General features: G+C 61.6%; 22 protein-coding genes and 1 riboswitch. Of the genes, 16 read left to right on the forward strand and 6 right to left on the reverse strand.

What is annotated here, in order from left to right; all coding sequences use genetic code 11:
• Positions 1-29 precede the first annotated feature (29 nt).
• From hldE to JMN22_RS06505, 4 genes are all read left to right on the forward strand, one after another.
• Positions 30-1451 (forward strand): bifunctional D-glycero-beta-D-manno-heptose-7-phosphate kinase/D-glycero-beta-D-manno-heptose 1-phosphate adenylyltransferase HldE, encoded by a 1422-nt coding sequence (gene hldE / locus JMN22_RS06490; RefSeq protein WP_030140199.1) that lies wholly within the window; start codon positions 30-32, stop codon positions 1449-1451.
• 101 nt (positions 1452-1552) lie between these two features.
• Complete coding sequence (locus JMN22_RS06495) at positions 1553-2527, forward strand: glycosyltransferase (protein WP_198797231.1); 975 nt, start codon at positions 1553-1555, stop codon at positions 2525-2527.
• Between the two features lie 5 nt (positions 2528-2532).
• Entirely contained in the window at positions 2533-3237 is a 705-nt protein-coding gene (locus JMN22_RS06500; RefSeq protein ID WP_030140197.1) for a hypothetical protein, read from the forward strand.
• 72 nt (positions 3238-3309) lie between these two features.
• On the forward strand, positions 3310-4116 hold the full coding sequence (locus JMN22_RS06505) for a hypothetical protein (protein ID WP_030140196.1): 807 nt from the start codon (positions 3310-3312) through the stop codon (positions 4114-4116).
• Positions 4117-4118: 2 nt separating this feature from the next.
• On the opposite strand, the gene JMN22_RS06510 is transcribed toward JMN22_RS06505, so the two are convergent.
• From JMN22_RS06510 to JMN22_RS06525, 4 genes are all read right to left on the reverse strand, one after another.
• Entirely contained in the window at positions 4119-5084 is a 966-nt protein-coding gene (locus JMN22_RS06510) for a hypothetical protein (RefSeq protein ID WP_030140195.1), read from the reverse strand.
• 33 nt (positions 5085-5117) lie between these two features.
• Positions 5118-5930 (reverse strand): aldo/keto reductase, encoded by an 813-nt coding sequence (locus tag JMN22_RS06515; RefSeq protein WP_030140194.1) that lies wholly within the window; start codon positions 5928-5930, stop codon positions 5118-5120.
• Positions 5927-7102: an NAD(P)/FAD-dependent oxidoreductase gene (locus JMN22_RS06520; RefSeq protein ID WP_030140193.1), complete on the reverse strand. Its 1176-nt coding sequence runs from the start codon at positions 7100-7102 to the stop codon at positions 5927-5929. Before JMN22_RS06520 ends, JMN22_RS06515 begins: the two co-directional genes overlap by 4 nt.
• A gap of 242 nt (positions 7103-7344) precedes the next feature.
• Entirely contained in the window at positions 7345-7677 is a 333-nt protein-coding gene (locus JMN22_RS06525) for a DMT family transporter (protein ID WP_030140192.1), read from the reverse strand.
• A gap of 103 nt (positions 7678-7780) precedes the next feature.
• Between JMN22_RS06525 and JMN22_RS06530 the strand changes: the two genes are divergently transcribed.
• The gene (locus tag JMN22_RS06530; RefSeq protein ID WP_030140191.1) at positions 7781-8671 is read left to right on the forward strand and encodes a LysR family transcriptional regulator; all 891 of its coding nucleotides are present in this window, start codon (positions 7781-7783) and stop codon (positions 8669-8671) included.
• Between the two features lie 22 nt (positions 8672-8693).
• Complete coding sequence (gene waaA, locus JMN22_RS06535) at positions 8694-9968, forward strand: lipid IV(A) 3-deoxy-D-manno-octulosonic acid transferase (RefSeq protein ID WP_198797230.1); 1275 nt, start codon at positions 8694-8696, stop codon at positions 9966-9968.
• A 55-nt stretch (positions 9969-10023) separates the two neighbouring features.
• Here waaA and JMN22_RS06540 read toward each other — a convergent pair whose 3' ends face one another.
• Positions 10024-11463: a TolC family outer membrane protein gene (locus JMN22_RS06540; protein WP_030140189.1), complete on the reverse strand. Its 1440-nt coding sequence runs from the start codon at positions 11461-11463 to the stop codon at positions 10024-10026.
• A gap of 156 nt (positions 11464-11619) precedes the next feature.
• Positions 11620-11725, forward strand: a riboswitch (TPP riboswitch).
• A gap of 161 nt (positions 11726-11886) precedes the next feature.
• On the opposite strand from JMN22_RS06540, the gene thiC reads away from it, so the two are divergent.
• Entirely contained in the window at positions 11887-13776 is a 1890-nt protein-coding gene (thiC, locus tag JMN22_RS06545) for a phosphomethylpyrimidine synthase ThiC (RefSeq protein WP_030140188.1), read from the forward strand.
• A 171-nt stretch (positions 13777-13947) separates the two neighbouring features.
• On the forward strand, positions 13948-15240 hold the full coding sequence (cytX, locus tag JMN22_RS06550; protein WP_198797229.1) for a putative hydroxymethylpyrimidine transporter CytX: 1293 nt from the start codon (positions 13948-13950) through the stop codon (positions 15238-15240).
• Here the strand turns inward: cytX and JMN22_RS06555 are convergent.
• A complete protein-coding gene (locus JMN22_RS06555; RefSeq protein ID WP_030140186.1) occupies positions 15209-15952 on the reverse strand; it encodes a DUF3298 domain-containing protein in 744 nt (247 codons plus the stop codon). The two genes, cytX and JMN22_RS06555, sit on opposite strands and share 32 nt — an antisense overlap.
• Positions 15953-16166: 214 nt before the next feature.
• Here JMN22_RS06555 and JMN22_RS06560 point away from each other — a divergent pair, with 214 nt between their 5' ends.
• From JMN22_RS06560 to parC, 8 genes are all read left to right on the forward strand, one after another.
• A complete protein-coding gene (locus JMN22_RS06560) occupies positions 16167-16784 on the forward strand; it encodes an NUDIX domain-containing protein (RefSeq protein WP_030140185.1) in 618 nt (205 codons plus the stop codon).
• On the forward strand, positions 16775-17227 hold the full coding sequence (locus JMN22_RS06565; protein ID WP_024618006.1) for a DUF1249 domain-containing protein: 453 nt from the start codon (positions 16775-16777) through the stop codon (positions 17225-17227). Before JMN22_RS06560 ends, JMN22_RS06565 begins: the two co-directional genes overlap by 10 nt.
• 111 nt (positions 17228-17338) lie before the next feature.
• Positions 17339-18154, forward strand: a complete 816-nt coding sequence (cpdA, locus tag JMN22_RS06570) for a 3',5'-cyclic-AMP phosphodiesterase (RefSeq protein ID WP_198797228.1) — start codon at positions 17339-17341, stop codon at positions 18152-18154.
• A 688-nt stretch (positions 18155-18842) separates the two neighbouring features.
• Positions 18843-19199, forward strand: a complete 357-nt coding sequence (locus tag JMN22_RS06575) for a DUF6124 family protein (protein WP_198797227.1) — start codon at positions 18843-18845, stop codon at positions 19197-19199.
• Positions 19200-19443: 244 nt separating this feature from the next.
• Entirely contained in the window at positions 19444-20052 is a 609-nt protein-coding gene (locus tag JMN22_RS06580) for a YqiA/YcfP family alpha/beta fold hydrolase (protein ID WP_198797226.1), read from the forward strand.
• 42 nt (positions 20053-20094) lie between these two features.
• Positions 20095-21999: a DNA topoisomerase IV subunit B gene (gene parE, locus JMN22_RS06585; protein WP_030140182.1), complete on the forward strand. Its 1905-nt coding sequence runs from the start codon at positions 20095-20097 to the stop codon at positions 21997-21999.
• Positions 21999-22985, forward strand: a complete 987-nt coding sequence (locus JMN22_RS06590) for an esterase-like activity of phytase family protein (protein WP_198797225.1) — start codon at positions 21999-22001, stop codon at positions 22983-22985. The genes parE and JMN22_RS06590 overlap by 1 nt, the downstream gene beginning before the upstream one ends.
• A 100-nt stretch (positions 22986-23085) precedes the next feature.
• The gene (gene parC, locus JMN22_RS06595; protein ID WP_198797224.1) at positions 23086-25350 is read left to right on the forward strand and encodes a DNA topoisomerase IV subunit A; all 2265 of its coding nucleotides are present in this window, start codon (positions 23086-23088) and stop codon (positions 25348-25350) included.
• Positions 25351-25470 lie beyond the last annotated feature (120 nt).

The following is a 25470-nucleotide window of genomic DNA, read 5'->3' on the forward strand; positions in this document are numbered from 1 at the left end:
CCCTGTTCATTTTGTATGTGGAATGCTCCATGAAGTTGTCCATGCCGCGATTCGATCAAGCCCCTGTATTGGTGGTCGGCGATGTCATGCTCGACCGCTACTGGCATGGCGGTACATCACGGATTTCCCCCGAGGCCCCGGTACCGGTGGTCAGGGTCGAGCACATCGAGGATCGCCCCGGCGGTGCCGCCAACGTTGCCCTGAACATCGCCGCACTCGGTGCGCCGGCGTCGTTGGTGGGCGTGACCGGTGATGACGAGGCTGCCGAGAGCCTGGCCAACAGCCTCAAGGGCGCGGGTGTTCGGGCGATTTTCCAGCGCATTGCGCATCAGCCAACCATCGTCAAGCTCCGAGTCATCAGTCGTCACCAGCAATTGCTGCGCATCGATTTCGAAGAACCGTTCGCCACCGATCCGCTGTCCCTCGGTGCCGAGGTCGATAGCCTGCTCGAAGGGATCAAGGTCCTGGTGTTGTCGGACTACGGCAAAGGTGCGTTGAAGAACCATCAGGTGCTGATCCAGGCTGCTCGTGCCCGTGGCATTCCGGTGCTGGCCGACCCCAAGGGCAAGGATTTTTCCATTTATCGTGGCGCCAGCCTGATCACGCCGAACCTCAGCGAGTTCGAGGCCATCGTCGGCGGTTGCGCTGATGAACACGAGTTGGTGAGCAAGGGCGCGCAGTTGATGCACGACCTCGAACTCGGTGCGTTGCTCGTCACTCGCGGCGAGCATGGCATGACGCTGCTACGGCCTGATCACCCGGCTCTGCACTTGCCGGCCCGAGCCCGTGAAGTGTTTGACGTGACGGGCGCCGGCGACACCGTGATTTCCACGCTCGCGGCCGCCATCGCTGCCGGCGAAGAACTGCCCCATGCAGTAGCCCTGGCGAACCTGGCCGCCGGTATCGTTGTCGGTAAACTCGGTACGGCTGCTATCAGCGCGCCTGAGCTGCGTCGCGCCATTCAACGTGAAGAAGGGTCCGAGCGGGGTGTGTTGGGTCTTGAGCAACTGCTGCTGGCGGTTGACGACGCCCGTGCCCATAACGAAAGAATCGTGTTCACCAACGGTTGCTTCGATATTCTCCATGCAGGCCACGTGACCTATCTCGAACAAGCCAGGGCACAGGGCGATCGCCTGATCGTCGCGGTCAATGACGATGCATCCGTGAGTCGCCTGAAGGGGCCGGGGCGCCCAATCAACAGCGTCGACCGACGCATGGCGGTCCTGGCCGGCCTTGGCGCGGTGGACTGGGTGATCAGCTTCAGCGAAGGCACGCCGGAAAACCTGCTGTCCCAGGTCAAGCCGGATGTGCTGGTCAAGGGCGGTGACTATGGGATTGATCAGGTCGTGGGTGCGAACATCGTCACGGCCTACGGTGGCACCGTGAAGGTATTGGGACTGGTGGAAAACAGTTCGACAACGGCTATTGTCGAGAAGATTCGCAGCCACTGAATCTTCTTGCCTTCCGGGAGGTCCTACATGGCAAGTTTCGACCTTTGGGGTCGAGCTTGCCCCCCCGGCTCTGGTTGTTTCGGTCTTTGGCTAATTAATTTATGAAAGTCATGCTTCTGGTGATGGCTGAACAGCGTGTGATTCTCGACCGCCTGTATCAGGTCGTGCAGGAAAACTGCAACGACTGCACCCTCTATCGCTTGACCAAGCAGCAGCAAAAGAAGCTTGGCCGATTCCTTGTCTCGGCCAATTATCAGGATTTCGACCGGGTGGTGATCTTTTCGCGGGTCAAACGCCTCGCCCCGCAACTTAGCGTATTGAAGTGCATTCCGGGACTGATCTTCCTCGAACACGACGCTTATCAGAACTACATGCGCGAAAGTAAATACTACGGCGTTTATTCGCGCCTATACCGCCGCTTGCCCAGTTGCCGTGCCTTGGTGTCAGGGGCGCTGGTGGCGCGACGGATGCAAGCCGAGAACATCGATGCTGTGTTCGTTTCCAAAGGTTATGACGAACAGATGCTGCACAACACCGGCAGCGTACGCGATATTCCCATTGGTTTTCTCGGCAGCCTCAAAAGCACTGAATATGCGCGACGCCGAGCGTTGCTTGAAGCCTTGGCTCAACGCACCGGTATGCTGGTGACGCGTACTCAGTCAGGCCGCGAGTATCTGGAGACACTCAATCGCATCAAAATTTTTGTCAGCGCCGACCTGGGCATGGGGGAGTTCATGATCAAGAACTTCGAGGCCATGGCCTGTGGTTGCGTGCTGTTGGCTTGGAGCCAGGGCGAGGAAGACAGATTGCTGGGCTTCGAGGACATGGAAAACACCGTCTTCTATCGCTCCGAAGCTGAGGCGGTGGAGAAACTCGAAATGCTGCAGCGCGATCCGGAACTGGCCGCGCGAATCGCCCGCAATGGCCAAGCCTTCGCCGAGCGTCGCTATTCGTTTGCGCGCGTCGGGCAGGCCTTGGCCGAGGAAATCCAGCGTGATATGCGTCCCTGGCAAGCCCCATCGGCGCTCACTCGCGGATGGGTCAAGCTGCGCTATGGCATGAAGGTGCCGGGGTAAGCGACATGGCGGATCGGGTTCCTCGAATCAATGACGAAATGGCGCTCGACAAATTGCCTGGCGGTCATCAATCACTGATGGGGGCCTTGCCCCAGGCGTTGAAGAATTGCTTGGAAAGGGCCGCGCGGGTGGTGCTGGTGGCGAATAACCCAGCCATCACCGCGGCTGACTTCCAGGCACTCGACATCGGCAGTGACGACGTGGTCGTGACGTTCAATACCTGCGTGAAGTCGGCACTGCTCCGTCCGCACAGCGTTAATGTGTTCGTCCATGGCTTCAATGCCCCCGACGCTTATTTCTTCGGCCTGCCCTACAACGCCGAGGTGCAGCGATTGTTCGGCTTGCCCGACGCACGTTGTTTCACAATGTTGGTGGGGTGCACCGGGAATATGTCGCCACTACCGGGCGTGACCTTGTATTGGGAGCGCATGCCATTACCCCCTTTGTGGAACTACCCGGTCGACCGGGAGGGTGGCAAGCGCTATGTAGGCCCTTCGACGGGCTTCAACGCGCTGGTGCTGTTCGATTGGTTGCGCGGCCATGCGGGTTATAACTATCAAATCTTCACCTTGGGTTTCTCCAACGAAGCGGGAAAGTTCTGGAGCGGGCACGCTTGGGAGTACGAGCGACAGTGGCTGCTCGGGGCCGATGTAACCGTTGTGCCGTTGCAACGCTGCCGTTGGTGGCAAAGGTGGTTTCGTCGCCCTTGAGTCGCATTGGCATGACGAGTCGCTTGATGCGATGCCGCCGGGCAATTCTTTTTAACGACAAGGGCAGGACGCGTGTTGAAAGTTGCGCTGGCTTTTTTTGGTATTCCGAGAAACTCGGAAATCTGTTTCCCCTCCATTCAAGAAAACGTCCTGGCGCAGATTCCTGCCGGGAGCGAAGTGCAGTGTTTTTATCACCTGTACAAAATTGATGAAGTCCGCAATCCGCGCTCGGGGGAGCAAGGTGAACTGAAAGCGGACAATTACGCACCGTTCACCACCATGACCGGTCGCCTGGAGTCCACCGAAGGTGTCCTGGAGCGTTGGGACTTCGAGCGGGTCAAGGCCTTGGGCGATACCTGGGGAGATGAGCATGCGTCGCTCAGGAATCTGATCTACCAGCTCAATTCCTTGAATACCGTGACTGCCATGATGGAGCCGTTCGATCCGGATTTCGTCGTGTTTGTGCGTCCCGACAACTTCTACCATACAGCGCTGCCCGCTTATATTTTTGCCCACCCCGACGCGCGCCGATTGAATGCCTACATACCGGATTGGCAATGGTGGGGAGGCTTGAATGACCGCTTTGCTGTGTGTGGGCGCGATGCCTACCGGGCCTATGGCAAGCGGATCGAACGCATTTTCGATTTTTGCAAGGCTACGGGCAGGAAACTGCATTCCGAACGGCTGCTCAAATACGCGTTGCAACAAGCACAGGTGAAAGTCTGCACACTGGCGACCACGGCATCGCGGGTACGAATCGATGGGACCTTCGCCGAAGAATCATTCTCGCCCAAGCGCGGCATGGGGAAGCGAGAGAATCGTTATTTTCACCTGTTTGCGCAGTGGCGCACGTATTGGGATAAACGACGCTCCGCTTGACGTTATTTATGCAGTGTCCCGCGAACCATGCGCATCAGGCCCATGGCCTTCTTGTGCAAGTTGGTCAGGCCTTGGCGACGAGGCGTGTGTACTTCCAAGCCCTGTTTCACGAGCCAATCCTTCCAGCGGATGCGTTCGTCGCGTACCACCCAACCCTCCTGGCTGGCGAAGCTTTCGGCCAAGTGCAGGCCCCGGGTGCTTGCCGCAACCAGACGATCACGTTTAAGGGTGTAGAGCTCACCGATCGGCTTGCCGTTTTCAAGTGGCATCAGGTACAGATCGGGGCGCTTGCGGTCCAGGCGCGCCACCAGTTGATCGCCTTCCAATCGTTCATCGACATGAAACAGGCTCAGGGACTTGGCTTCCTTGGGCACGTCCAGGCGCAAGTCATAAATCAGTTGCAGCGATGCCGTCGGCAAATGCACATAGGCCCGTGGGCGTTCGATCAGTTGCAGGTTGGCGCAGCGCACCGGGCGGGCCGAGCCGGATAGCGGAGCCAGGCGAAACGGCAAGGCTTCGCGATAATGCAGCGCACTCGAATAAGGCGCGGGCAGCCAGGTGTCGTTGAAGCGTCCGCCGAGCCAACCTTCCGGTGTTTCCAGCAGGCATTCTTCGGCTATTTCGTTGATGGCGGTGAGCAGCGGCAGGTTCAACTCATGGGCGGGGACGTAACCGGAGATCAGCTTGAGTACCACATCGCCGCGATCTTGGCGACGCTGGCGCACCAGTACCCAATATTCGCGGTTCTGCCAATGCAAGGTCAGGCGCACCGAGACGCCCAGGTTCGCCAGTTCGAGGGAAAAACGTTCCGCATCGGCCACCGCCACAGGGCGGCGACGCTGTAAGGTCTGGGCGAAATTCAACGGCATTCCGATGCTCTGGTAGGTTAGGCCTTCGGGTGTCGCTTCGACGAACAGGGGCAGGGTCTTGAAGTTGCTTGGATTTTTCCTGATGAGCGTACGCGGCATGTCAGCTCCTGCTTGATGCCGCGCAGGGCGGCTTCAGTTTTGACGTAGGACGTTGGCTACGGTCGCAACGTTATGGGCGAGGTGCAGCGGATCAATGGTGCCGACAATAGCACTGGCAACCCCTGGATGCTCGAACAACAGTTCGAAGCTGGCACGGACCGGGTCCTCTCCGGGGCTCAGGCAGACGTGACCGCTGGCCAGGGCTTTTTTCACCAGGATCGCCTTGCCGTGCTCGCTTGCGTAGTCAATGACAGCCTTTTCGCTTCGTTCGTTCAGATTGTAGGTGACCATCGCGCAGTCGCCTTGCTCCAGGGCTTTCAAGCCGCCGTCGACGGTCTTGCCGGAAAAACCGAAACCACCGATCTTGCCCTCGCGCTTGAGTGCCGCCAGGGTCGGATAGACATCGCTGTCGTTGAGGATCGACAGATCATTGCCGTCCGAATGCACCAGCACCAGGTCGATGTAGTCCGTTTCCAGGCGCTTGAGGCTGCGTTCCACCGAGAACCGCGTATGGCTGGCGCTGAAGTCATGGCGCGACTGGCCGTCGCTGAATTCCTCGCCGACCTTGCTGACAATTACCCAGTCCTGACGCTGGCCGCGCAGCAGCGGGCCGAGGCGCTCTTCGCTGCGGCCATAGGCCGGCGCGGTGTCGATCAGGTTGATGCCCAGGTCGCGCGCCAACTTGAGCAACATGCGTGCTTCGTCGTCATCGGGAATGCGAAAACCGTTGGGGTATTTGACGCCCTGGTCGCGGCCGAGCTTGACCGTGCCCAGGCCCAGGGGCGACACCTTCGGGCCGTTGTGGCCCAGCGGGCGATGCAAGTCATGCAGGGTCGGTTGGCTCATGGCAACAGTTGCTCCCAGGCTGGTATGCCCATGGGCGGTTTGGGCAGGTCCGGCAGCGGGGCGGCGTGGCTTGGCTGGATGCCGTCGCGTTGCAGTGCTGCGATCACTCGATCGGAAAAGTCCGGAGCCAGTGCCAACTTGGTTGGCCAGCCCACCAAGAGGCGATCCTGTTCGGCGACGAAAGCATTGTCGGGGCGGGTCAGGCCCGATTGCAGCGGTTCGGCGCGAGCGACTCGCAACGTGGCCCATTGCGCGGTGCTGAGGTCGATCCACGGCAGCAGTTGGCCGAGTTCCTTCTGGGCGACGGCAATCTGCGCGGCCGGTTCACGGGCGACGGCGTCGCCTTCGGCGAGGTCGCCGCCCATGTACCAGACCCATTGGCCGTCAGCGGCGGGATGGGTGGTCACGGTGACGCGCGGCTTCGGTCCGCCGCCCAGGCAATGGGCATACAGCGGCTTGAGGCCTGGTCCCTTGGCCAGGACCATGTGCAGCGGTCGGGTCTGCATGGCCGGCTGGTCCAGGCCCAGGGCCTTGAGGAGGTCAGCGGTGCCACCGCCGGCACTGAGGACAATACGCTGGGCGCGGATCTCGCGACCGTCGACCTTCAGTCCGATCAGTTTGCCTTCTTCATGCAGCGGCTCGATATGCTGGCCGGCCAGCAGGCTGTCACCGGCCAGTTCCGCCAGGCGGGCGATCAGGCTGGGGACGTCCACGACCAATTCGGACAGGCGATAGACCTTACCCTTGAAACGCTTGTCTTGCAGGGCGGGCGGCAGTTGCTCGCCCTTGACCTGGTCAACGCGTCCGCGCACAGCCTTGCTGGCGAAGAAGCTGGTGAGGTTGCCGGCCAGGGTTCCGGGGGACCAGAGGTAATGGGCATCGGACAGCATGCGTACGCCCGCCAGGTCCAGCTCGCCATCACCCTTCAAGGCCTCGCGCCAGCGGCGTGGCATGTCGGCGATGGCTTCCGAGGCGCCGGTCAGGGCGCCATGCAAGGCGTACTTGGCGCCGCCATGGATGATGCCCTGGGATTTGACACTCTGCCCGCCGCCGAGGCTGGCGCTTTCCACCAGCACGGTTGAAAACCCCTGGCGGCGCAAGCGCGCATTCAGCCAGAGGCCGGCGACTCCGGCGCCGACAATCAGGATGTCGGTGGAAATAACGGATGGCATGCAGCGACCTCAGAATTCAAGACGAGGGCGCAGTATACAGACTCGACGAAGAGGGCATTTGTTGGCGATCAACGTCGGCCACATGGGAGCAAAGCTTTTGTGGCGAGGGAGCTTGCTCCCGCTGGATCGCGCAGCGGTCCCAAGCTTTTTGGGGCTGCTGCGCAGCCCAGCGGGAGCAAGCTCCCTCGCCACAAGTGCGTTCCAGCTCAATATCGGTGTGTTCCAATTCAATGGCAGTGTTTTCAGTGCCCTGCAGTCTTGGAAAAGAGTTGGATCACGACAACCCCAAGAACAATCAACGCCATCCCCAGCATCGCCGGCGCGTCCAGTTTCTGCCCGTAGATGAACAGCGCTGCGACGCTGACCATGACGATCCCCAGGCCGGCCCAGACCGCATAGGCCACGCCCACCGGAACGGTGCGCACCACCAGCGTCAGCATCCAAAACGCAGTGCCGTAGCCGACGATGACCAGCAGCAAGGGCAGTGGCGCGCTGAGGCCCTTGATCGCTTTCATCGACACGGTGGCGATGACTTCGGCGCAGATGGCAATGGCGAGGTAGTAGTAGGCGTTCATGGGCGAATCCTCTGTGACTGTTGCGTCGTTCGATGGCCCCATTCTAGGGATTGGGCAGATGCGGTAAAGTCATTACCTATCTGCAATGGAGATAGGTTGCGCCATGAATACTCAATGGAATCTGGAACAACTGCGGCTGTTCGTCGGTGTCGCCGAGAAGCGTTCGTTCTCCGCCGTGGCCCGGGATCAGCGCAAGGCCCAGTCAGCCATCAGCAGCGCGATTGCGATGTTGGAAGAAGACTTGGGGGTGAGCCTGTTCGAACGCAGCAGCGGTCGTCAGCCCAAGCTCACCGACGCGGGCGTGGCGCTGCTTGAGGAGGCCCGGGAAGTGTTGCGCCAATGCGAGCGCCTCAACGGCCGGGCCTTGGCCCTGATGCGTGGGCAGGAGGCGTCGCTGCGCCTGGCCCAGGACGAAGCCATGCCTTATCAGCCCGTCATCGACAGCCTGGCGGCGCTGGCCGAACGATTCCCCACGCTTGAAGTACAGCTGGCCAGCGCCGCCCAAGGCGATGTGGCGCGCAAGCTGGTGGAACGTCGCGCCGACCTTGGGTTGTTGTTCTATCACGACCAGATCCCCGAGGCGTTGGAGCGCCGGGTACTGGGCAGCGTGGAGATGGTCACGGTGTGCGGCCGGAATCATCCGCTGGCGCACCATGAATATGTGTCATGCCTGGAAATGGCCCGGCATCGCCAGTTGCTGATGGCGACCCAATCCAGCGTCTATCCCGGCAGCGAACAGGCCAGCCCGCAAGTCTGGCGCGCTGACAGCTTCTACGTGCTGGCCGAGTGGTTGAGGAGTGGCCTGGGCTGGGCCTGGTTGCCGCGGCATGTCGTGCAATACCCGGCGTACCTGGGGGATATGGTCGAACTCAACAGCGAATGGACCCCGCCGGCCCTGGTGGTGGAGCTGGTCTGGCGCCGCGATGAACCCCTTGGTCCCGCCGCCCGGTGGCTGGCGGAACGTTTTGCCGTGCAGTTGCAGGCGATCGGCTGAAAAACCGATAAACTCCGCCGCCATGAACAGAACTCTCTATAGCGCGTTGTTTTACTTGGGGCTGCCACTGGTAGCGATTCGGCTGTGGCTGCGGGCTCGCAAGGCGCCGGCCTATGCGCGGCGTATCGGCGAGCGGTTCTCGTGGGGCTTGCCGACGATGGTGCCGGGCGGCATCTGGGTCCATGCGGTGTCGGTGGGCGAAAGCATCGCCGCCGCGCCGATGATTCGCGCCTTGCTGCAACGTTATCCACAGCTGCCGATCACAGTGACGTGCATGACGCCCACCGGTTCGGAGCGGATCAAGGCGTTGTTCGCCAATGAACCGCGCATCCAGCATTGCTACCTGCCTTATGACTTGCCGTGCGCAGCCAAGCGTTTCCTTGACCAGGTCCAGCCGAAACTGGCGGTGATCATGGAAACCGAACTGTGGCCCAATCACATCCATCAATGCGCCCGGCGCGGCATTCCCGTGGCTCTGGCGAATGCGCGGCTGTCGGAGCGTTCCGCTCGTGGTTATGCGCGTTTTCCCAAGCTGACCCGGCCGATGCTCGCCGAAATGAACCTCTTCGCGGTGCAGACCGAAGCCGAGGCCGAGCGCTTTCGCCAGCTCGGTGCCAGGGCGGAAACCGTCGAAGTCACAGGCTCCATCAAGTTCGACCTGAGCATCGATCCGCAACTGCTCGAAAGCGCCAGCGCCTTGCGCCGTCAATGGCAAGCGGTGGAGCGCCCGGTGTGGATCGCCGCCAGCACCCATGAGGGCGAGGACGAAGTGGTATTGACCGCCCACCGGCGATTGCTCGACAGCTATCCCGATGCGCTGCTGATCCTGGTGCCGCGTCATCCGGAGCGATTCGATTCAGTGGCGCAATTGTGCGAGCGCGAGGGTTTTGCCACGGTCCGGCGTTCCAGTGCTCAGCCGGTCGGCCCGCAGACCTCGGTATTGCTGGGCGATACCATGGGCGAGCTGCTGTTTCTCTATGCGTTGGCCGACAGCGCATTTGTCGGCGGCAGCCTGGTGCCCAACGGCGGGCACAACCTGCTCGAACCGGCGGCACTGGCAAAACCGGTGCTCAGCGGGCCGCACTTGTTCAACTTTCTCGAAATCGCCGCGCAACTGCGTGTGGCCGGGGCTCTGGCGGAGGTGGAAGATGCTGAAAGCTTGGCCCTGGCGGTTCAGCGCCTGTTCGAGTTGCCTCGGGACGCCCAGCGCATGGCCGAGGCGGGATTGGTGGTGATGCGCCGCAACCAGGGTGCGTTGCAGCGATTGCTGGATGGGTTGGGGCGGTTGATCGACTGAGCTTCTGTGGCGAGGGAGCAAGCTCCCTCGCCACGGGCGATTCGTCGCGGATGAGTTATTGCGTCGGCCGCGAACGCAACTGCTCTGCCGCAGCCTGTGCCAGGTCCGGCGGCAGGAAGTCCTTGTCCGGGTTGTAATCGGGCTTGAGGTAACGGGACAGGGCTTGCAAATCTTCCGGGCTCAACGTCCCGGCGGCTTGCTTGAGGCGCAGGTTATCCAGGATGTAGTCATAGCGGGCGTTGTTGTAGTCGCGCACCGAGGTGTACAGCTGGCGCTGGGCGTCTAGCACATCGACGATGTTGCGAGTGCCCACCTGGTAGCCGATCTCCGTGGCGTCCACTGCGCTCTGGTTGGAGATGATTGACTGGCGCCGGGCCTGGACCTGTTCCACATCGGTGTTCACCGCGCGGTGCAGGTTGCGGGTGTTTTCCACCACTTGGCGGCGCAGGCCTTCGCGCTGCTGCTCGGTCTGGGTGAGTTGCGAGTAGGATTCGCGCACCTGGGAGCTGGTCAGTCCGCCGCTGTAGATCGGGATGCTCAACTGCAGGCCGATGGTGCGTTGCTCCGCGTCGCCACCGTAGCGCTGGCCGGTGGGGCTCGGGTTGGTGAAACCGAGGCCGTCGTTGTCACCTTTCCTGTATTGGGCGATTGCGTCGAGGGTCGGCGCGTGGCCGGCCTTGCGCTGGCGCAAGGTGTCTTCGGCAGCATCGACGGCATAGTTGCTCGCCAGCAGATTGAGGTTCTGCTTGGCGGCGGTGTCGACCCAGGCCTTGGCGTCGTTCGGCGCCGGCGGCAGGATCGGCAGGGTGTGGACGACGCCCTGGATCGAATTGTACTGGCGGTTGGTCAGGGTGATCAGCGCTTCGAAGGCATCTTCGACCTGGCGCTGGGCGATGATCCGGTTGGCCCGCGCGGTGTCGTAGCTGGCCTGGGATTGCAGCACGTCGGTCTTGTCCGACAGGCCCACATCGAAACGTTCGTTGGACTGGTCGAGCTGGCGCTTGAACGCGGCTTCCTCGGCCTTGGTCGAGGCCAGGTTGTCCTGGCTGCGCAGCACGTTGAAATAGGCTTCGGCGCTTTGCAGGATCAGGTTCTGTTCGGTGGCGGACAGTTGCAGCGACGCTTGTTCGTTGACTGATTTGGCCGCCTGCAGCTGGAACCAGCGGTCGGCGCGGAAGATCGGCTGGGACAGCGTGGCCTGGTAGACCGTGGAGCTGCGCGTGGCGGTCATCGCCGGTTGGTCGAGCTCGGTGCGGGTGTTGTTCAGGTCGGCGCCGGCCGACAGGTTGGGCAGCAGCCCGGCGCGGGCCTGGGGCACCACTTCCTTCTGGGCGCCATATTGGGCGCGGGCGGCGGCCAGGTCAGCGTTGTTGTCCACCGCTTCCTGGTACACGCTGACCAGGTCGGTCTTGTTGGATAACGGTGCTTCGGCGGCCCAGGCCATTCCATTGGACGCACAAGACACGGCAAGGGCCAGTGAGAGTTTGCGCAGCATGAGGCGATCCCTACGTTCAAATTGAATGCGCATAACAGGCGCGCGGCGTAGCGAGTGTAGTTGCGCCTACGCACGGCAACAATCCTGTATTTGTGCCATTCATCACGGCTTTTGCCCGGGCGATGGCGTTCTGCGCCGGTTGTGTCTAGACTGGCCGGGTTCTTGTCGGGGTGCCTTGCTATGAGGCTGAGATCGAATAATTTCGGATCCCGTTGAACCTGATCAGGTTAGCGCCTGCGTAGGGAACAAGATTTCTCGTCACCCGGCGAGTCCTCTTGTGCTTCGTCCGGGATGTCGTTCGATTATTGAACGCACTCGAGCAGCAAGCACAGCGTCCGCACTTTCGTGCAGGGACGCGTCCATTCGTTACAGGTTCGCTCCGACAAAAATCCACTGCCTGGATGTGTGTCTGGAGAGCCCGTGATGACGACAAAATCAAAAAACGCGACCAACCTCAGTGAATCGGCCCAGGTCGATCAGCAATCGGTCCAGCCCTTTACCCGCTCGCAAAAAATCTACGTCCAGGGCAGCCGCCCGGATATCCGCGTGCCCATGCGCGAAATCAGCCTCGACGTGACCCCCACCGACTTCGGCGGCGAGATCAACGCGCCGGTAGTGGTCTATGACACCTCGGGCCCGTACACCGACCCGAACGTGATCATTGACGTGCGCAAAGGCTTGGCCGATGTGCGCTCGCCGTGGATCGAAGCCCGTGGCGACACCGAACGCCTGGCGGGCCTGAGCTCCAACTTCGGCCAGGAGCGCCTGGCTGATCCCGAGCTGACCCAGCTGCGCTTCGCCCACGTGAACAACCCGCGTCGCGCCAAGCCGGGCGCCAACGTCAGCCAGATGCACTACGCGCGCAAAGGCATCATCACCGCCGAGATGGAATACGTCGCCATCCGCGAAAACATGAAGCTGGAAGTCGCCCGCGCCGCCGGCCTGCTGGACCAGCAACACGCCGGCCACAGCTTCGGCGCCAGCGTGCCGAAAGTCATCACCCCGGAATTCGTGCGCGATGAAATCGCCCGTGGCCGCGCGATCATCCCGGCCAACATCAACCACACCGAACTGGAACCGATGATCATCGGCCGTAACTTCCTGGTGAAGATCAACGGCAACATCGGCAACAGTGCGCTGGGTTCGTCCATCGAAGAAGAAGTGGCGAAGTTGACCTGGGGCATCCGCTGGGGTTCGGACACGGTCATGGACCTGTCCACCGGCAAGCACATCCATGAAACCCGCGAGTGGATCATCCGCAACTCGCCGGTACCGATCGGCACCGTGCCGATCTACCAGGCCCTGGAAAAAGTCGGCGGCGTGGCTGAAGACCTGACCTGGGAGCTGTTTCGCGACACGCTGATCGAACAGGCCGAGCAGGGCGTCGACTACTTCACCATCCACGCCGGCGTGTTGCTGCGCTATGTGCCGATGACCGCCAAGCGCGTCACCGGTATCGTCAGCCGTGGCGGTTCGATCATGGCCAAGTGGTGCCTGGCGCACCACAAAGAGAACTTCCTCTACACCCACTTCGAAGACATCTGCGAAATCATGAAGGCCTACGACGTCAGCTTCTCGCTGGGCGATGGCCTGCGTCCGGGCTCGATTGCCGACGCCAACGACGAAGCGCAGTTCGGTGAGCTGGAAACCCTCGGCGAGCTGACCAAGATCGCCTGGAAGCACGACGTGCAATGCATGATCGAAGGCCCCGGCCACGTGCCGATGCAGTTGATCAAGGAGAACATGGACAAGCAGCTCGAGTGCTGCGACGAGGCGCCGTTCTACACCCTCGGCCCACTGACCACCGACATTGCGCCGGGCTACGACCACATCACCTCCGGCATCGGTGCGGCGATGATCGGCTGGTTCGGTTGCGCCATGCTCTGCTACGTCACGCCGAAGGAGCACCTCGGCTTGCCGAACAAGGATGACGTGAAGACCGGGATCATCACCTACAAGATCGCCGCGCATGCTGCCGATCTGGCCAAAGGGCACCCGGGCGCGCAGATCCGCGACAACGCCTTGAGCAAGGCGCGTTTCGAGTTCCGTTGGGAAGACCAGTTCAACCTCGGCCTCGACCCGGACACCGCCCGCTCGTACCACGACGAAACCCTGCCGAAGGACTCGGCCAAGGTGGCGCATTTCTGCTCGATGTGCGGGCCGAAATTCTGCTCGATGAAAATCACCCAGGAAGTGCGCGAGTACGCGGCGAACCAGCGCATTGAAGCGGTGGATGTCGATGTCGCCCAGGGCTTGGCGGAGCAGGCTGAGCGGTTCAAGAAGGAAGGTAGTCAGCTTTACAAGAAAGTGTGATTTGAGCTGAAGAGGGCGGTGTTTTCACTGCCCTCATCGCGAGCAAGCTCGCTCCCACAGTGGGTTTCTGTTGTTCACAAGATTTGTGCACGCAGCAGGCCTTCTGTGGGAGCGAGCTTGCTCGCGATAGCGGCCAAAAAAACAATAAATATCCCTCTGAGATAACCACCCTTGAACATCCAACCCAGCACCTACTCCCCGGACACCGCAGTCCCCCTGGACAAACGCGTCTTCGGCGCCCGCGATCTGTTTTCCCTGTGGTTCTCCCTCGGCATCGGCCTGATGGTCCTGCAAGTCGGCGCCTTGCTCGCGCCGGGCCTGGGCCTGAGCGGTTCGTTGCTGGCGATTTTCCTTGGCACGCTGGTGGGCGTCCTGCTGCTGGCGGCGGTCGGGGTGATCGGCAGCGACACCGGCCTGTCGGCCATGGCCGCCCTCAAGCTCAGCCTCGGCAGCAAGGGTGCGAGCGTGCCGGCGGTGTTGAACCTGCTGCAGCTGATTGGCTGGGGTTCGTTCGAAATCATCGTCATGCGCGATGCCGCCAGCCTGCTTGGCGCCCGGGCTTTCAGTGAAGGCAGCTTGGGCACGAACCCTTTGCTGTGGACATTGTTCTTCGGCGCGTTGGCGACCTTGCTCGCTGTGAGTGGGCCGTTGACCTTCGTGCGCAAGGTCCTGCGCAAATGGGGCATCTGGTTGCTGCTGGCGGCTTGCATCTGGTTGACCTGGAACCTGTTCGCCAAGGCTGACCTGGCCGCACTGTGGGCGCAGGCCGGCGATGGCTCGATGCCGCTGGCGGTGGGTTTTGATATCGCCATTGCGATGCCGTTGTCCTGGCTGCCGCTGATCGCCGACTACTCGCGTTTCGGCAAGCGCGCCAAGAATGTCTTCGGCGGCACTGCCGTGGGCTTCTTCATTGGTAATTTCTGGCTGATGAGCCTGGGCGTGGCCTACACCCTGGCGTTCGCACCGAGTGGCGAAGTCAACGCGTTGCTGCTGGCGCTGGCCGGTGCCGGGTTGGGTATCCCGCTGTTGCTGATCCTGCTCGACGAGTCGGAAAACGCCTTCGCCGACATCCACTCGGCAGCGGTGTCCAGCGGCATGCTTTCAGGATTGAAGGTTGAACACCTGGCCTTGGCGATTGGTGTCATCTGCACGTTGATCGCCTGCTTTGCACCGTTGGCGCAATACCAGAACTTCCTGTTGCTGATCGGCTCGGTGTTCGCGCCGCTGTTCGGCGTGGTGCTGGTGGACCACTTCATCCTGCGCAAACGCAGCGGCCAAGTGCAGTCGGCCGCGTTGCGCTGGCCGGCCCTGTTGGCCTGGTTGGGCGGGGTAAGCACTTATCACCTGCTGGCCAATTTCTACCCGGACATCGGCGCAACCCTGCCGTCGCTGATCCTGGCAGGGTTGCTGCAACTGCTGCTGGGCCGGGCCTTCAGCTACGGCCGGGAAACAGCTCGGGCTTGAGGATGCCGTTGAGGCGTGGATAGGCGATCTTCAGTTCGATGTGGCCCAGGGCGTACGGCGCGATGGTGCTCACTTCGTACTTGAGGATCACCCCGCCGTAGGTCAGCGCGATGTGCGGGGTTTTCTGGAAGGACCACTGTTTCAGGAAGTCCGGTTCCTGATCCAGCTTCGTGCTGATCAGCCAACTGTTGTGGGCGACCTGGGCGGCTTTCCAGAACGCTTCTTCCTGGCCCGGCAGCAGCATGTCCGACAGCTCAAGCACCTTGTGTTGCTGGCGCGAATAATTGATGAAGCCGCGACCCGGCGTGCCGTGGGCACCGCCGGTGTCCAGGTAGCTGGACAACTCGATGATCACCAAGCCGTCATGCTGCTCGCGTACCTTGGCTTGCAAATAGCTGCTGTTGCGCGGCGCGGCGTTGCGCAGGAACTGCTCGCGGTAGGCCGCCAGCGTCGGCGCCACCGGAGCGCCCGGGGTGCGGGTCAGTTGTAGCAAGCGTTTCTCGACGATGCCGTCCAGCGCGGGCTCGGTGGGAAAGTGCAGGGTGTCGATGTTCACCAGTGGGCAGTCGGCACTGGCGCAGCCGGGTTGCAATTGCTCCGAGGCATCGCGAGTGGTCTCCAGCGGCGCTCGATAATTGGGTTGGAACAGGCTTTGGCACGCACCCAGGGTCAGGGCAATGGCGGCCAGGGAAGCAATTTTGTAAAGCGACATGGGCGTCCTTCGTGGAACAGGGAAAGGCGAAAAGTTACCCGCTTCGACTGTCAGCAGGGCAATCAGTTCGCCACTAAGCTCATTAGAGTAATTTTAAGGGCAGCCGTCCATCCCGATCACCGGAAAGGGGCTGCATCAAACGGTACGGGCGCGTTAGGATGGCGCGAAGTCGAGGTTGGAACCTCGTATTGATCCATTGCACACGAGGATTGTCATGACTGATTTCGCCAACGCCACACCGAGCACCGTGGAAATCGTCGAGCGCGAGAGCTGCTACAAGGGCTTCTACAAACTTGATCGCGTGCGCCTGCGCCACGAACTGTTCGCCGGTGGCATGAGCCGTGAAATCAGCCGTGAGCTGTTCGTCCGCCATGACGCGGTGTGCGTGTTGCCCTACGACCCGCAGCGCGATGAAGTGGTGCTCATCGAGCAGTTTCGCGTCGGTGCCATGGGTAAAAGCGCTAATCCCTGGCTGGTGGAACTGGTGGCCGGCCTGATCGACAAGGACGAGCAGCCGGAAGAAGTTGCTCATCGTGAAGCGCAGGAGGAAGCTGGGCTTGTCTTCGCCGCGCTCTGGCCGATGACCAAATATTTTCCATCGCCGGGCGGCAGTGACGAATTCGTGCATCTTTTCCTGGGGCGTTGCGACAGCACGGGGGCGGGCGGCCTGCATGGCCTGCTGGAAGAAGCTGAAGATATTCGCGTGAAGGTCTGGGCTTTCGAAGACGCGCTGCAAGCAGTGCGCGACGGGCGTATCTGCAACGCGGCCAGCATCATTGCCTTGCAATGGCTGGCCTTGAACCGTGATGAAGTGAGGGGGCTATGGTCCTGAACAAGCTGCGCGATCGTTATCGCGTCGATCTGGTGGGGTTGCAGGCTGCCTGCGAGGCCAACTACGCCCGCCTGATGCGCTTGTTGCCGGACATGCGCAACGACCCATTGCCACGTCGCATCGCCGTGACCCACGGTGACCAGATGCTCGGCGTGCTGGCCCTCGAAGTGCTGCAGACTTGCCCGTACACCACGACTTTGCAGGTCCGCCAGGAACACAGCCTGCCATGGCTGCCGGTGCCGCAGCTGGAAGTTCAGGTTTATCATGATGCGCGCATGGCCGAGGTTGTCAGCGCCGAACATGCACGACGCTTTCGTGGCATCTATCCTTACCCCAATGCGTCAATGCACCAGCCGGATGAAAAAGCCCAGTTGAACCTGTTCCTGGGCGAGTGGCTGAGTCATTGCCTGGCGCTGGGCCACGAGTTCGAAGTCGTTCGGTAGTCGTGAACGCTGGTTGTGAACCGGTTCCGGTTCGCGGGTTTCCCCTTTCGATCTTCCCCAGCATAATTGCCGCTTCATGCAACGGCGTGACTGCGCCTGGGAGAGAGCGATTTGCCGAGCGTATCCAGCTTGACCACGGCCGATGCGGCGCTGTTGGTCCAACTGTCCGACAGCCATCTGTTCGCCGAGGCCGATGCCTCGTTGCTGGGCATGAATACGCGTGACAGCTTGCGGGCGGTCGTTGACCTGGTGCTCCAGCAACAACCGAATATTGACCTGATGCTCGCCACGGGCGATCTGTCCCAGGACGGCACGCTGGAATCCTACGAAGCGTTTCGACAACTGACCGCGCGAATCGATGCGCCGGCGCGGTGGATTCCGGGTAACCACGATGAGCCGCAGGTGATGCTCGGGGCGGCGGTCAAGAGTACGTTGCTCGATCCGGTGGTGGACATCGGCAATTGGCGGGTGACGATGCTCGATTCCGCCGTGCCAGGTTCGGTGCCGGGTTTTTTGGCCGAGGAGCAGTTGATTCTGTTGGCCAATGCCTTGAGCGAGGCGCCGGAGCGGCATCATCTGGTGTGTCTGCATCATCATCCGGTGTCGATTGGGTGTACGTGGATGGAGCCGATCGGGTTGCGTAATCCTGAGGCGCTGTTTGCGGTGCTGGATCGGTTTCCCCAGGTTAGGGCGGTTTTGTGGGGGCATGTGCATCAGGAGATAGACCAGGTACGCGAGGGGGTTCGTTTGTTGGCTTCGCCTTCGACCTGTATTCAGTTTGAGCCGGGGAGTGAGGATTTTGCGGTGGGCTCGCAGGCGCCGGGGTATCGATGGTTGCGGCTCTTGCCGGATGGGCGGTTGGAGACGGGGGTTGAGCGGGTGGTTGGGTTTGCGTTCACGCCGGACTATGATTCCAACGGGTATTGAGGACGACGCGGCCTGGCAGCTTGCCTATTTCTCACTGCTGTACGCCGATCCAATTGTGGGAGCTTGCTCGCGATGGCGGCTTGACGGAGTACATATCCATTTCTGCGGTAACGGCGACTTAGGGTTCCGCCCTTACGGCGGCTCACTTTTTTTCAGACGCCAAAAAAAGTAAGCAAAAAAGGCTTGCCCCACCACTCGGTGCCTCGCCAAGGCTCGGCATGCCCTCACTCCGGCATTGCTCCGTGGGCCCGCCGCGAAGGACCATCCATGGTCCAGCGCGGCTATCCCGGCATCCATGCCGGGATGCCCACTCCACAATGCCTGCGTTCGGCCATCGTGGTTAACGGGGCCTCAAGATCAAAAGCCAAGCCGAGGCGGCCTTAGGGCCGACCTGGCTCTCGGTGGGACCGCGTTTCCCCTGTGGGATCGGCGGTGGATACTGATCTTATAAACGACCAAAAACCTGTGTGGGAGCGAGCTTTGCTCGCGATGACTGCCTGACAGCCGACCTGGATTGTGGGAATGGTCGGACAACCCTCCGGGCTGCAGCAGATTTTTCCGACGAGCTCTGGCGGTTGCCGGGTGGGAAGGGCTGTCGCTAGTCTTTTCCCGTCGCTGAAAATTCAGCGGCCGGGCCTGGAAACCCGAAAGTAGAAGGGCGTTATTTCAATCCTAGTGGAGCGCCAACATGTCTGAAGATAACTCTGGGCCAACAAAAAAAGATTCCATTTCTCCCGAAGCCAGCCAGATTCCTCCAATGCTTGATGAAGCCGCCAAGCGTGCCATCGATCTTTATCTCGACCCCAAACCTCAAGCCAAAAAGAAAAAGCCCTCAGGTCAATTGTTCACTGTCGCAAAGAGCGCAGACACCGAAACCCTCCTGGCCAACCTCAGCGAAACCCTGGCCTCGGCCAGCGCCATGCTCGGCGACCTGGCTTTCGATCTGGAGGGCTCGTGCCGGCATTTCGCCTTGGGAGTGCAGCAGATGATCGAACTCGGTGAATTGCTGGCGAATCGGGCGTTGGACATCGTCGATCCACGCTAGGGCTGAGTAGGTTTTCGTGGCGAGGGGATTTATCCCCGCTGGGGTGCGAAGCAGCCCTAAGGCCAATCACCTCGGGGCGTCAGACTGTCCTGCATTCGGCTTTTTGGGCGCGCTTCGCGCCCCAGCGGGGATAAATCCCCTCGCCACAGGTTTTGTGTTTGTCCTAATAACCATCAGATCATCCGCCAATCCCCACAAACTCCCTGTAAACTCCGGCCTTTGCCCAACACCCAGGGAGTCGGCAATGTCGGGTTCGATCCTTTATATCCATGGCTTCAACAGTGCCCCAGCATCGACCAAAGCCTGCCAATTGGTTGAAGTGATGGCACGCCTTGGCCTCAGCGACCAGCTCCAAGTGCCCGCTTTGCATCACCACCCCCGCCAGGCCATCGGTCAGCTGGAACAGGCGATTACAGAACTGGGCCGGCCACTGCTGGTCGGCAGCTCGCTCGGCGGCTACTATGCGACTCACTTGGCCGAACGCCACGGCCTCAAGGCCCTGTTGATCAACCCGGCCGTCAGCCCGCAGCGGATGTTCGACGGCTACCTGGGCACGCAGAAGAATTTATACACCGACGAAACCTGGGAATTGACCCACGACCACGTGACGGCCCTGGCCGAGCTGGAAGTGCCGGCGCCCCGGGATCCAGAGCGGTATCAGGTATGGTTGCAAACCGGTGACGAAACGCTGGATTATCGCCACGCCCAACAGTATTACCGCGCCTGTGCCTTGCGCATCCAGGCCGGCGGCGACCACAGTTTCCAAGGGTTTGCCCAGCAGTTGCCGGCGCTGTTGAGTTTTGCCGGCATTGGCGCCGATTTGTACCAGGCGATCGACTTCACGTCGCTGTGAACCCATCGCCCCTTTTTCATTGAACACTGACGACGAGACCCCATGGCCACTCCCAGCGCTAGCTCTTATAACGCAGACGCCATCGAAGTCCTCTCGGGCCTCGACCCGGTGCGCAAGCGCCCCGGCATGTACACCGACACCAGTCGGCCGAACCACCTCGCCCAGGAAGTCATCGACAACAGTGTCGACGAAGCCTTGGCCGGGCATGCGAAGTCGGTGCAGGTCATCCTGCACGCCGATCATTCGCTGGAAGTCAGCGATGACGGTCGCGGCATGCCGGTGGACATTCACCCGGAAGAGGGCGTGTCGGGCGTCGAGCTGATCCTCACCAAGCTCCACGCCGGCGGCAAGTTTTCCAACAAGAACTACCAGTTTTCCGGCGGTCTGCACGGGGTGGGTATTTCCGTGGTCAACGCTTTGTCGACCCAGGTGCGGGTGCGGGTCAAGCGTGACGGCAATGAGTACCAGATGACCTTCGCCGATGGCTACAAGGCCACCGAGCTGGAAGTGGTCGGTACCGTCGGCAAGCGCAACACCGGAACCAGCGTGTATTTCGCCCCGGACCCGAAGTATTTCGATTCACCGAAGTTTTCGGTCAGCCGCCTCAAGCACGTGCTCAAGGCCAAGGCTGTGTTGTGCCCGGGGCTGCTGGTCAGTTTCGAAGACAAGGCCACCGGCGAGAAAGTCGAATGGCATTACGAAGACGGCCTGCGCTCCTATCTGGTGGACGCGGTCAGCGGTTTCGAACGCCTGCCCGACGAGCCGTTCTGTGGCAGCCTGGCCGGTAACAAGGAAGCGGTGGACTGGGCGCTGTTGTGGCTGCCCGAAGGCGGCGAAAGCGTCCAGGAAAGCTACGTCAACCTGATCCCCACGGCCCAGGGCGGTACGCACGTCAACGGCTTGCGCCAAGGCCTGCTCGACGCCATGCGCGAGTTCTGCGAGTTCCGCAACCTGCTGCCCCGTGGCGTGAAGCTGGCGCCGGAAGACGTCTGGGAGCGCATCGCCTTCGTCCTGTCGATGAAGATGCAGGAACCGCAATTCTCCGGCCAGACCAAGGAGCGCCTGTCGTCTCGCGAGGCGGCGGCGTTCGTCTCCGGCGTGGTCAAGGACGCCTTCAGCCTCTGGCTCAATGCCAACCCGGAAACCGGCCTAGCCCTGGCGGAACTGGCGATCAACAACGCCGGTCGGCGTCTCAAGGCCAGCAAGAAAGTCGAGCGCAAGCGCATCACCCAAGGGCCGGCATTGCCGGGCAAGCTCGCCGATTGCGCCGGGCAGGACCCGATGCGTTCCGAGTTGTTCCTGGTGGAAGGTGACTCCGCCGGTGGTTCGGCCAAGCAGGCGCGGGACAAGGAGTTCCAGGCCATCCTGCCGCTGCGGGGCAAGATCCTCAACACCTGGGAAGTGGACGGCAGCGAAGTGCTGGCCAGCCAGGAAGTGCATAACATCGCGGTGGCCATCGGCGTCGATCCGGGCGCCGAGGACATGACCCAGTTGCGCTACGGCAAGATCTGCATCCTCGCCGACGCCGACTCCGACGGCCTGCACATCGCCACCTTGCTCTGCGCGCTGTTCGTCCAGCATTTCCGTCCGCTGGTGGACGCCGGCCACGTCTACGTGGCGATGCCGCCGCTGTACCGCATCGACCTGGGCAAGGAAATCTACTACGCCCTGGACGAAGCCGAGCGCGACGGCATTCTCGATCGCCTGGTGGCCGAGAAGAAGCGCGGCAAACCGCAGGTCACCCGATTCAAAGGCCTGGGCGAGATGAACCCGCCGCAGTTGCGCGAAACCACCATGGACCCGAACACCCGTCGCCTGGTGCAGCTGACCCTGGATGATTTCGCCGCGACGACGGAAATGATGGACATGCTGCTGGCGAAGAAACGCGCGGGCGACCGCAAGTCCTGGCTTGAATCCAAGGGTGACTTGGCCGAGGTCCTGGCCTGATGCGCAAGGGTTTCGCCCTGGCGTTGTTGCTGTGGGCGGGGGTAGCAGTCGCAGGACCCGCGCCGGAATTGAAGCTGTTGGCCGAGCATGCCGTCGATGGCATGCGTGGCGGCAACCTCTCCGGCTTGGCGTTGTGCGGCAACGAGATGTGGACGGTGTCCGACCGCGACGACGACCGGATCTATCGCCTCAAACCCAGCGATGTAGCGGTCTGGCAGGCTGAAACAGTCGACATCCAGGTGCCGACCGTGCCGGATAACGATTTGCCGTGGGGCCTGAGGTCGCGCACCTGGGCGGCGTCGTTCCTGCGCGGGGGCGAGCTGGATTTCGAAGGCATCAGTTGCGACAGCGCCGGTAATCGCTATGTGGTCAGCGAGTCCAATGCCGCCGTGCTGCAAATACCGCCGACAGGCGCTGCATCGTGGTTGAAAATCGCTCCGACGATGATCCGCCAGGCGCGGGGCAGCGGCATGTTGTTGCACTTCAACGCCTTGTTCGAAGGCCTTGCGGTCAACCCGGCCGGCGACCACCTCTGGCTGGCGGCCGAACGCGAACGCCGTGGCCTGCTGTTGATCAAGCGCCAGCAAACGGTATGGGACTGCGACGGCAATTGCGTGCTGCTCAGCGAAGCGGGGCAGGAGATGCAGCCGCCGCAATTTCCCAAGGCCAAGGCGGTTTCCCGGGATTTCGCCGATCTGTCATTGTTCGACGGCAAGCTGTTCACCCTGGAACGAAACGCCTATCAGATCTGCCGGCGCGACCCGCAGACTGCCCAGGTCGAGCGCTGCTGGTCGTTCGCTGCCGAGGCGCTGCAGGATAATCGTCGTTACTCGCAAGCCTATGGCCTGGCCGAAGCGCTGGTGGTGGACGCCCAAGGCGCCTGGATTGGCCTGGACAACAACGACGGTGCCCGTGCCGATGGCGAGCGGCGGCCCATCATCTGGCGCTTCGCCGCGCCGGACGGTGGCTGGGGCGCCTCGCCATGAGTGGGCTACCGCTGGGCACGAATGCCCCGGAAGAATTTGAATTTACCCAGCGCGATGGCACCACGCCGTTGCGCCAGACAACGAACTTGATGAGGCCCGCATGAGCGACATTCTTGCAGACAGCTTGGACGGCGTAGAGCGCCGATCGCTGGCTGACTTCACCGAAAATGCCTACCTCAATTATTCCATGTACGTGATCATGGACCGCGCGTTGCCGCACATCGGCGACGGCCTGAAACCGGTTCAGCGGCGGATCGTCTACGCCATGAGCGAGCTCGGGCTGGACGCGGACTCCAAGCACAAGAAATCGGCGCGTACCGTCGGTGACGTGCTCGGCAAGTTCCATCCCCACGGCGACTCGGCCTGCTACGAAGCCATGGTGCTGATGGCCCAGCCGTTCAGCTACCGCTACACGTTGGTGGACGGGCAGGGTAACTGGGGTGCGCCGGACGATCCCAAGTCTTTCGCGGCCATGCGCTACACCGAGGCGCGGTTGTCGCGCTATTCCGAGGTGCTGCTCAGCGAACTGGGCCAGGGTACCGCGGACTGGGGGCCGAACTTCGACGGCACCCTCGACGAGCCCTTGGTCTTGCCGGCACGTTTGCCGAACATCCTTCTCAATGGCACCACCGGTATCGCCGTGGGCATGGCCACCGACGTGCCGCCGCACAACCTGCGGGAAGTGGCGACGGCGTGCGTGCGTTTGCTGGACGAGCCGAAAGCCACGGTTGAACAGCTCTGCGAGCATATCCAGGGCCCGGACTATCCGACCGAAGCCGAGATCATCACCCCGCGCGCCGATCTGCTGAAAATCTACGAAACCGGCCGTGGCTCGGTGCGCATGCGCGCCGTATACCACATCGAAGACGGCGACATCATTGTCACGGCGCTGCCGCATCAGGTGTCCGGGGCCAAGGTCCTGGAGCAGATTGCGGCGATGATGCAGGCAAAACCGTCGAAAGCGCCACAAGTGGCCGACTTGCGCGACGAGTCCGACCACGAGAACCCCTGCCGCATCGTGATCATCCCGGTCAACAGCCGGGTCGACCACGACGCGCTGATGCAGCACCTGTTCGCCAGCACCGACCTGGAGTCGAGCTATCGGGTGAACATCAACATCATCGGCCTGGACGGCAAGCCACAACTGAAAAACCTGCGGGCGTTGTTGGTGGAGTGGCTGGAATTCCGGGTCAAGACCGTACGCCGACGCCTGCAATTCCGTCTGGACAAGGTCGAGCGCCGCCTGCACCTGTTGGACGGCTTGTTGATCGCCTACCTCAACCTGGATGAAGTGATTCACATCATCCGCACCGAGGAGCACCCCAAGGCCAAGCTGATCGAGCGTTTTGCCCTGAGCGAAATCCAGGCCGACTACATCCTCGATACCCGCCTGCGCCAGTTGGCACGCCTGGAAGAGATGAAGCTGCGCGCCGAGCAGGACGAGTTGCTCAAGGAGCAGGCCAAGCTGCAAGCCTTGTTGGGCAGCGAAGCCAAGCTCAAGAAACTGGTGCGCACCGAGCTGCTGAAGGATGCCGAAACCTACGGCGACGACCGTCGCTCGCCGATTGTCGAGCGCGCCGAAGCCAAGGCGTTGAGCGAACACGACCTGCTGCCGAACGAGAAAGTCACCGTCGTGCTCTCGGAAAAAGGCTGGGTACGCTCCGCCAAAGGTCACGATATTGACGCCGCCGGGCTTTCCTATAAGGCCGGGGATGGTTTCAAGGCCTTGGCGCCTGGGCGCTCGAACCAGTTCGCGGTGTTCATCGACTCCACCGGGCGCAGTTATTCGGTGCCGGCCCACACCTTGCCATCGGCCCGTGGCCAGGGCGAACCGCTCACCGGTCGTCTGACGCCACCGCCGGGTGCAACTTTTGAGTGCGTGCTGATGCCTGATGATGACGGGCTGTACGTAATTGCGTCGGACGCCGGTTACGGGTTCGTCGTCAAGGGTGAGGACCTGCAAGCCAAGAACAAGGCGGGCAAGGCGCTGTTGAGTCTGCCGAACAACGCCAAGGTCATCGCACCGCGTCCGGTCATCGATCGCGAGAACAATTGGCTGGCGTCGGTGACGACAGAAGGGCGGTTGCTGGTGTTCAAGATCAGTGACCTGCCACAGCTCGGCAAAGGGAAAGGCAACAAGATCATCGGGATTTCCGGCGAACGGGTGGCGAGTCGCGAGGAATATGTCACGGATATTGCAGTGATACCGGAGGGTGCCACGCTTGTGCTGCAGGCTGGAAAGCGTACGCTTTCACTGAAAGCGGACGATCTTGAGCATTACAAAGGTGAACGCGGTCGGCGGGGCAACAAGCTTCCAAGGGGGTTTCAGCGGGTGGATGCGCTGCTCGTCGAAAACCTCAATTGAGCGTGCTAGAGGGCTCGGTCTGCGATTAAATGCCGCAGATCGGAGTTTTGGCGCTGGAGTCGGGACGCATATTCACGGATGATAGGCCCTTTCAAGCGCCGGCGTGGCCGAGCGTTCTTC

The organism is Pseudomonas sp. HB05, from assembly GCF_016756915.1.
Lineage (GTDB): Bacteria > Pseudomonadota > Gammaproteobacteria > Pseudomonadales > Pseudomonadaceae > Aquipseudomonas > Aquipseudomonas alvandae.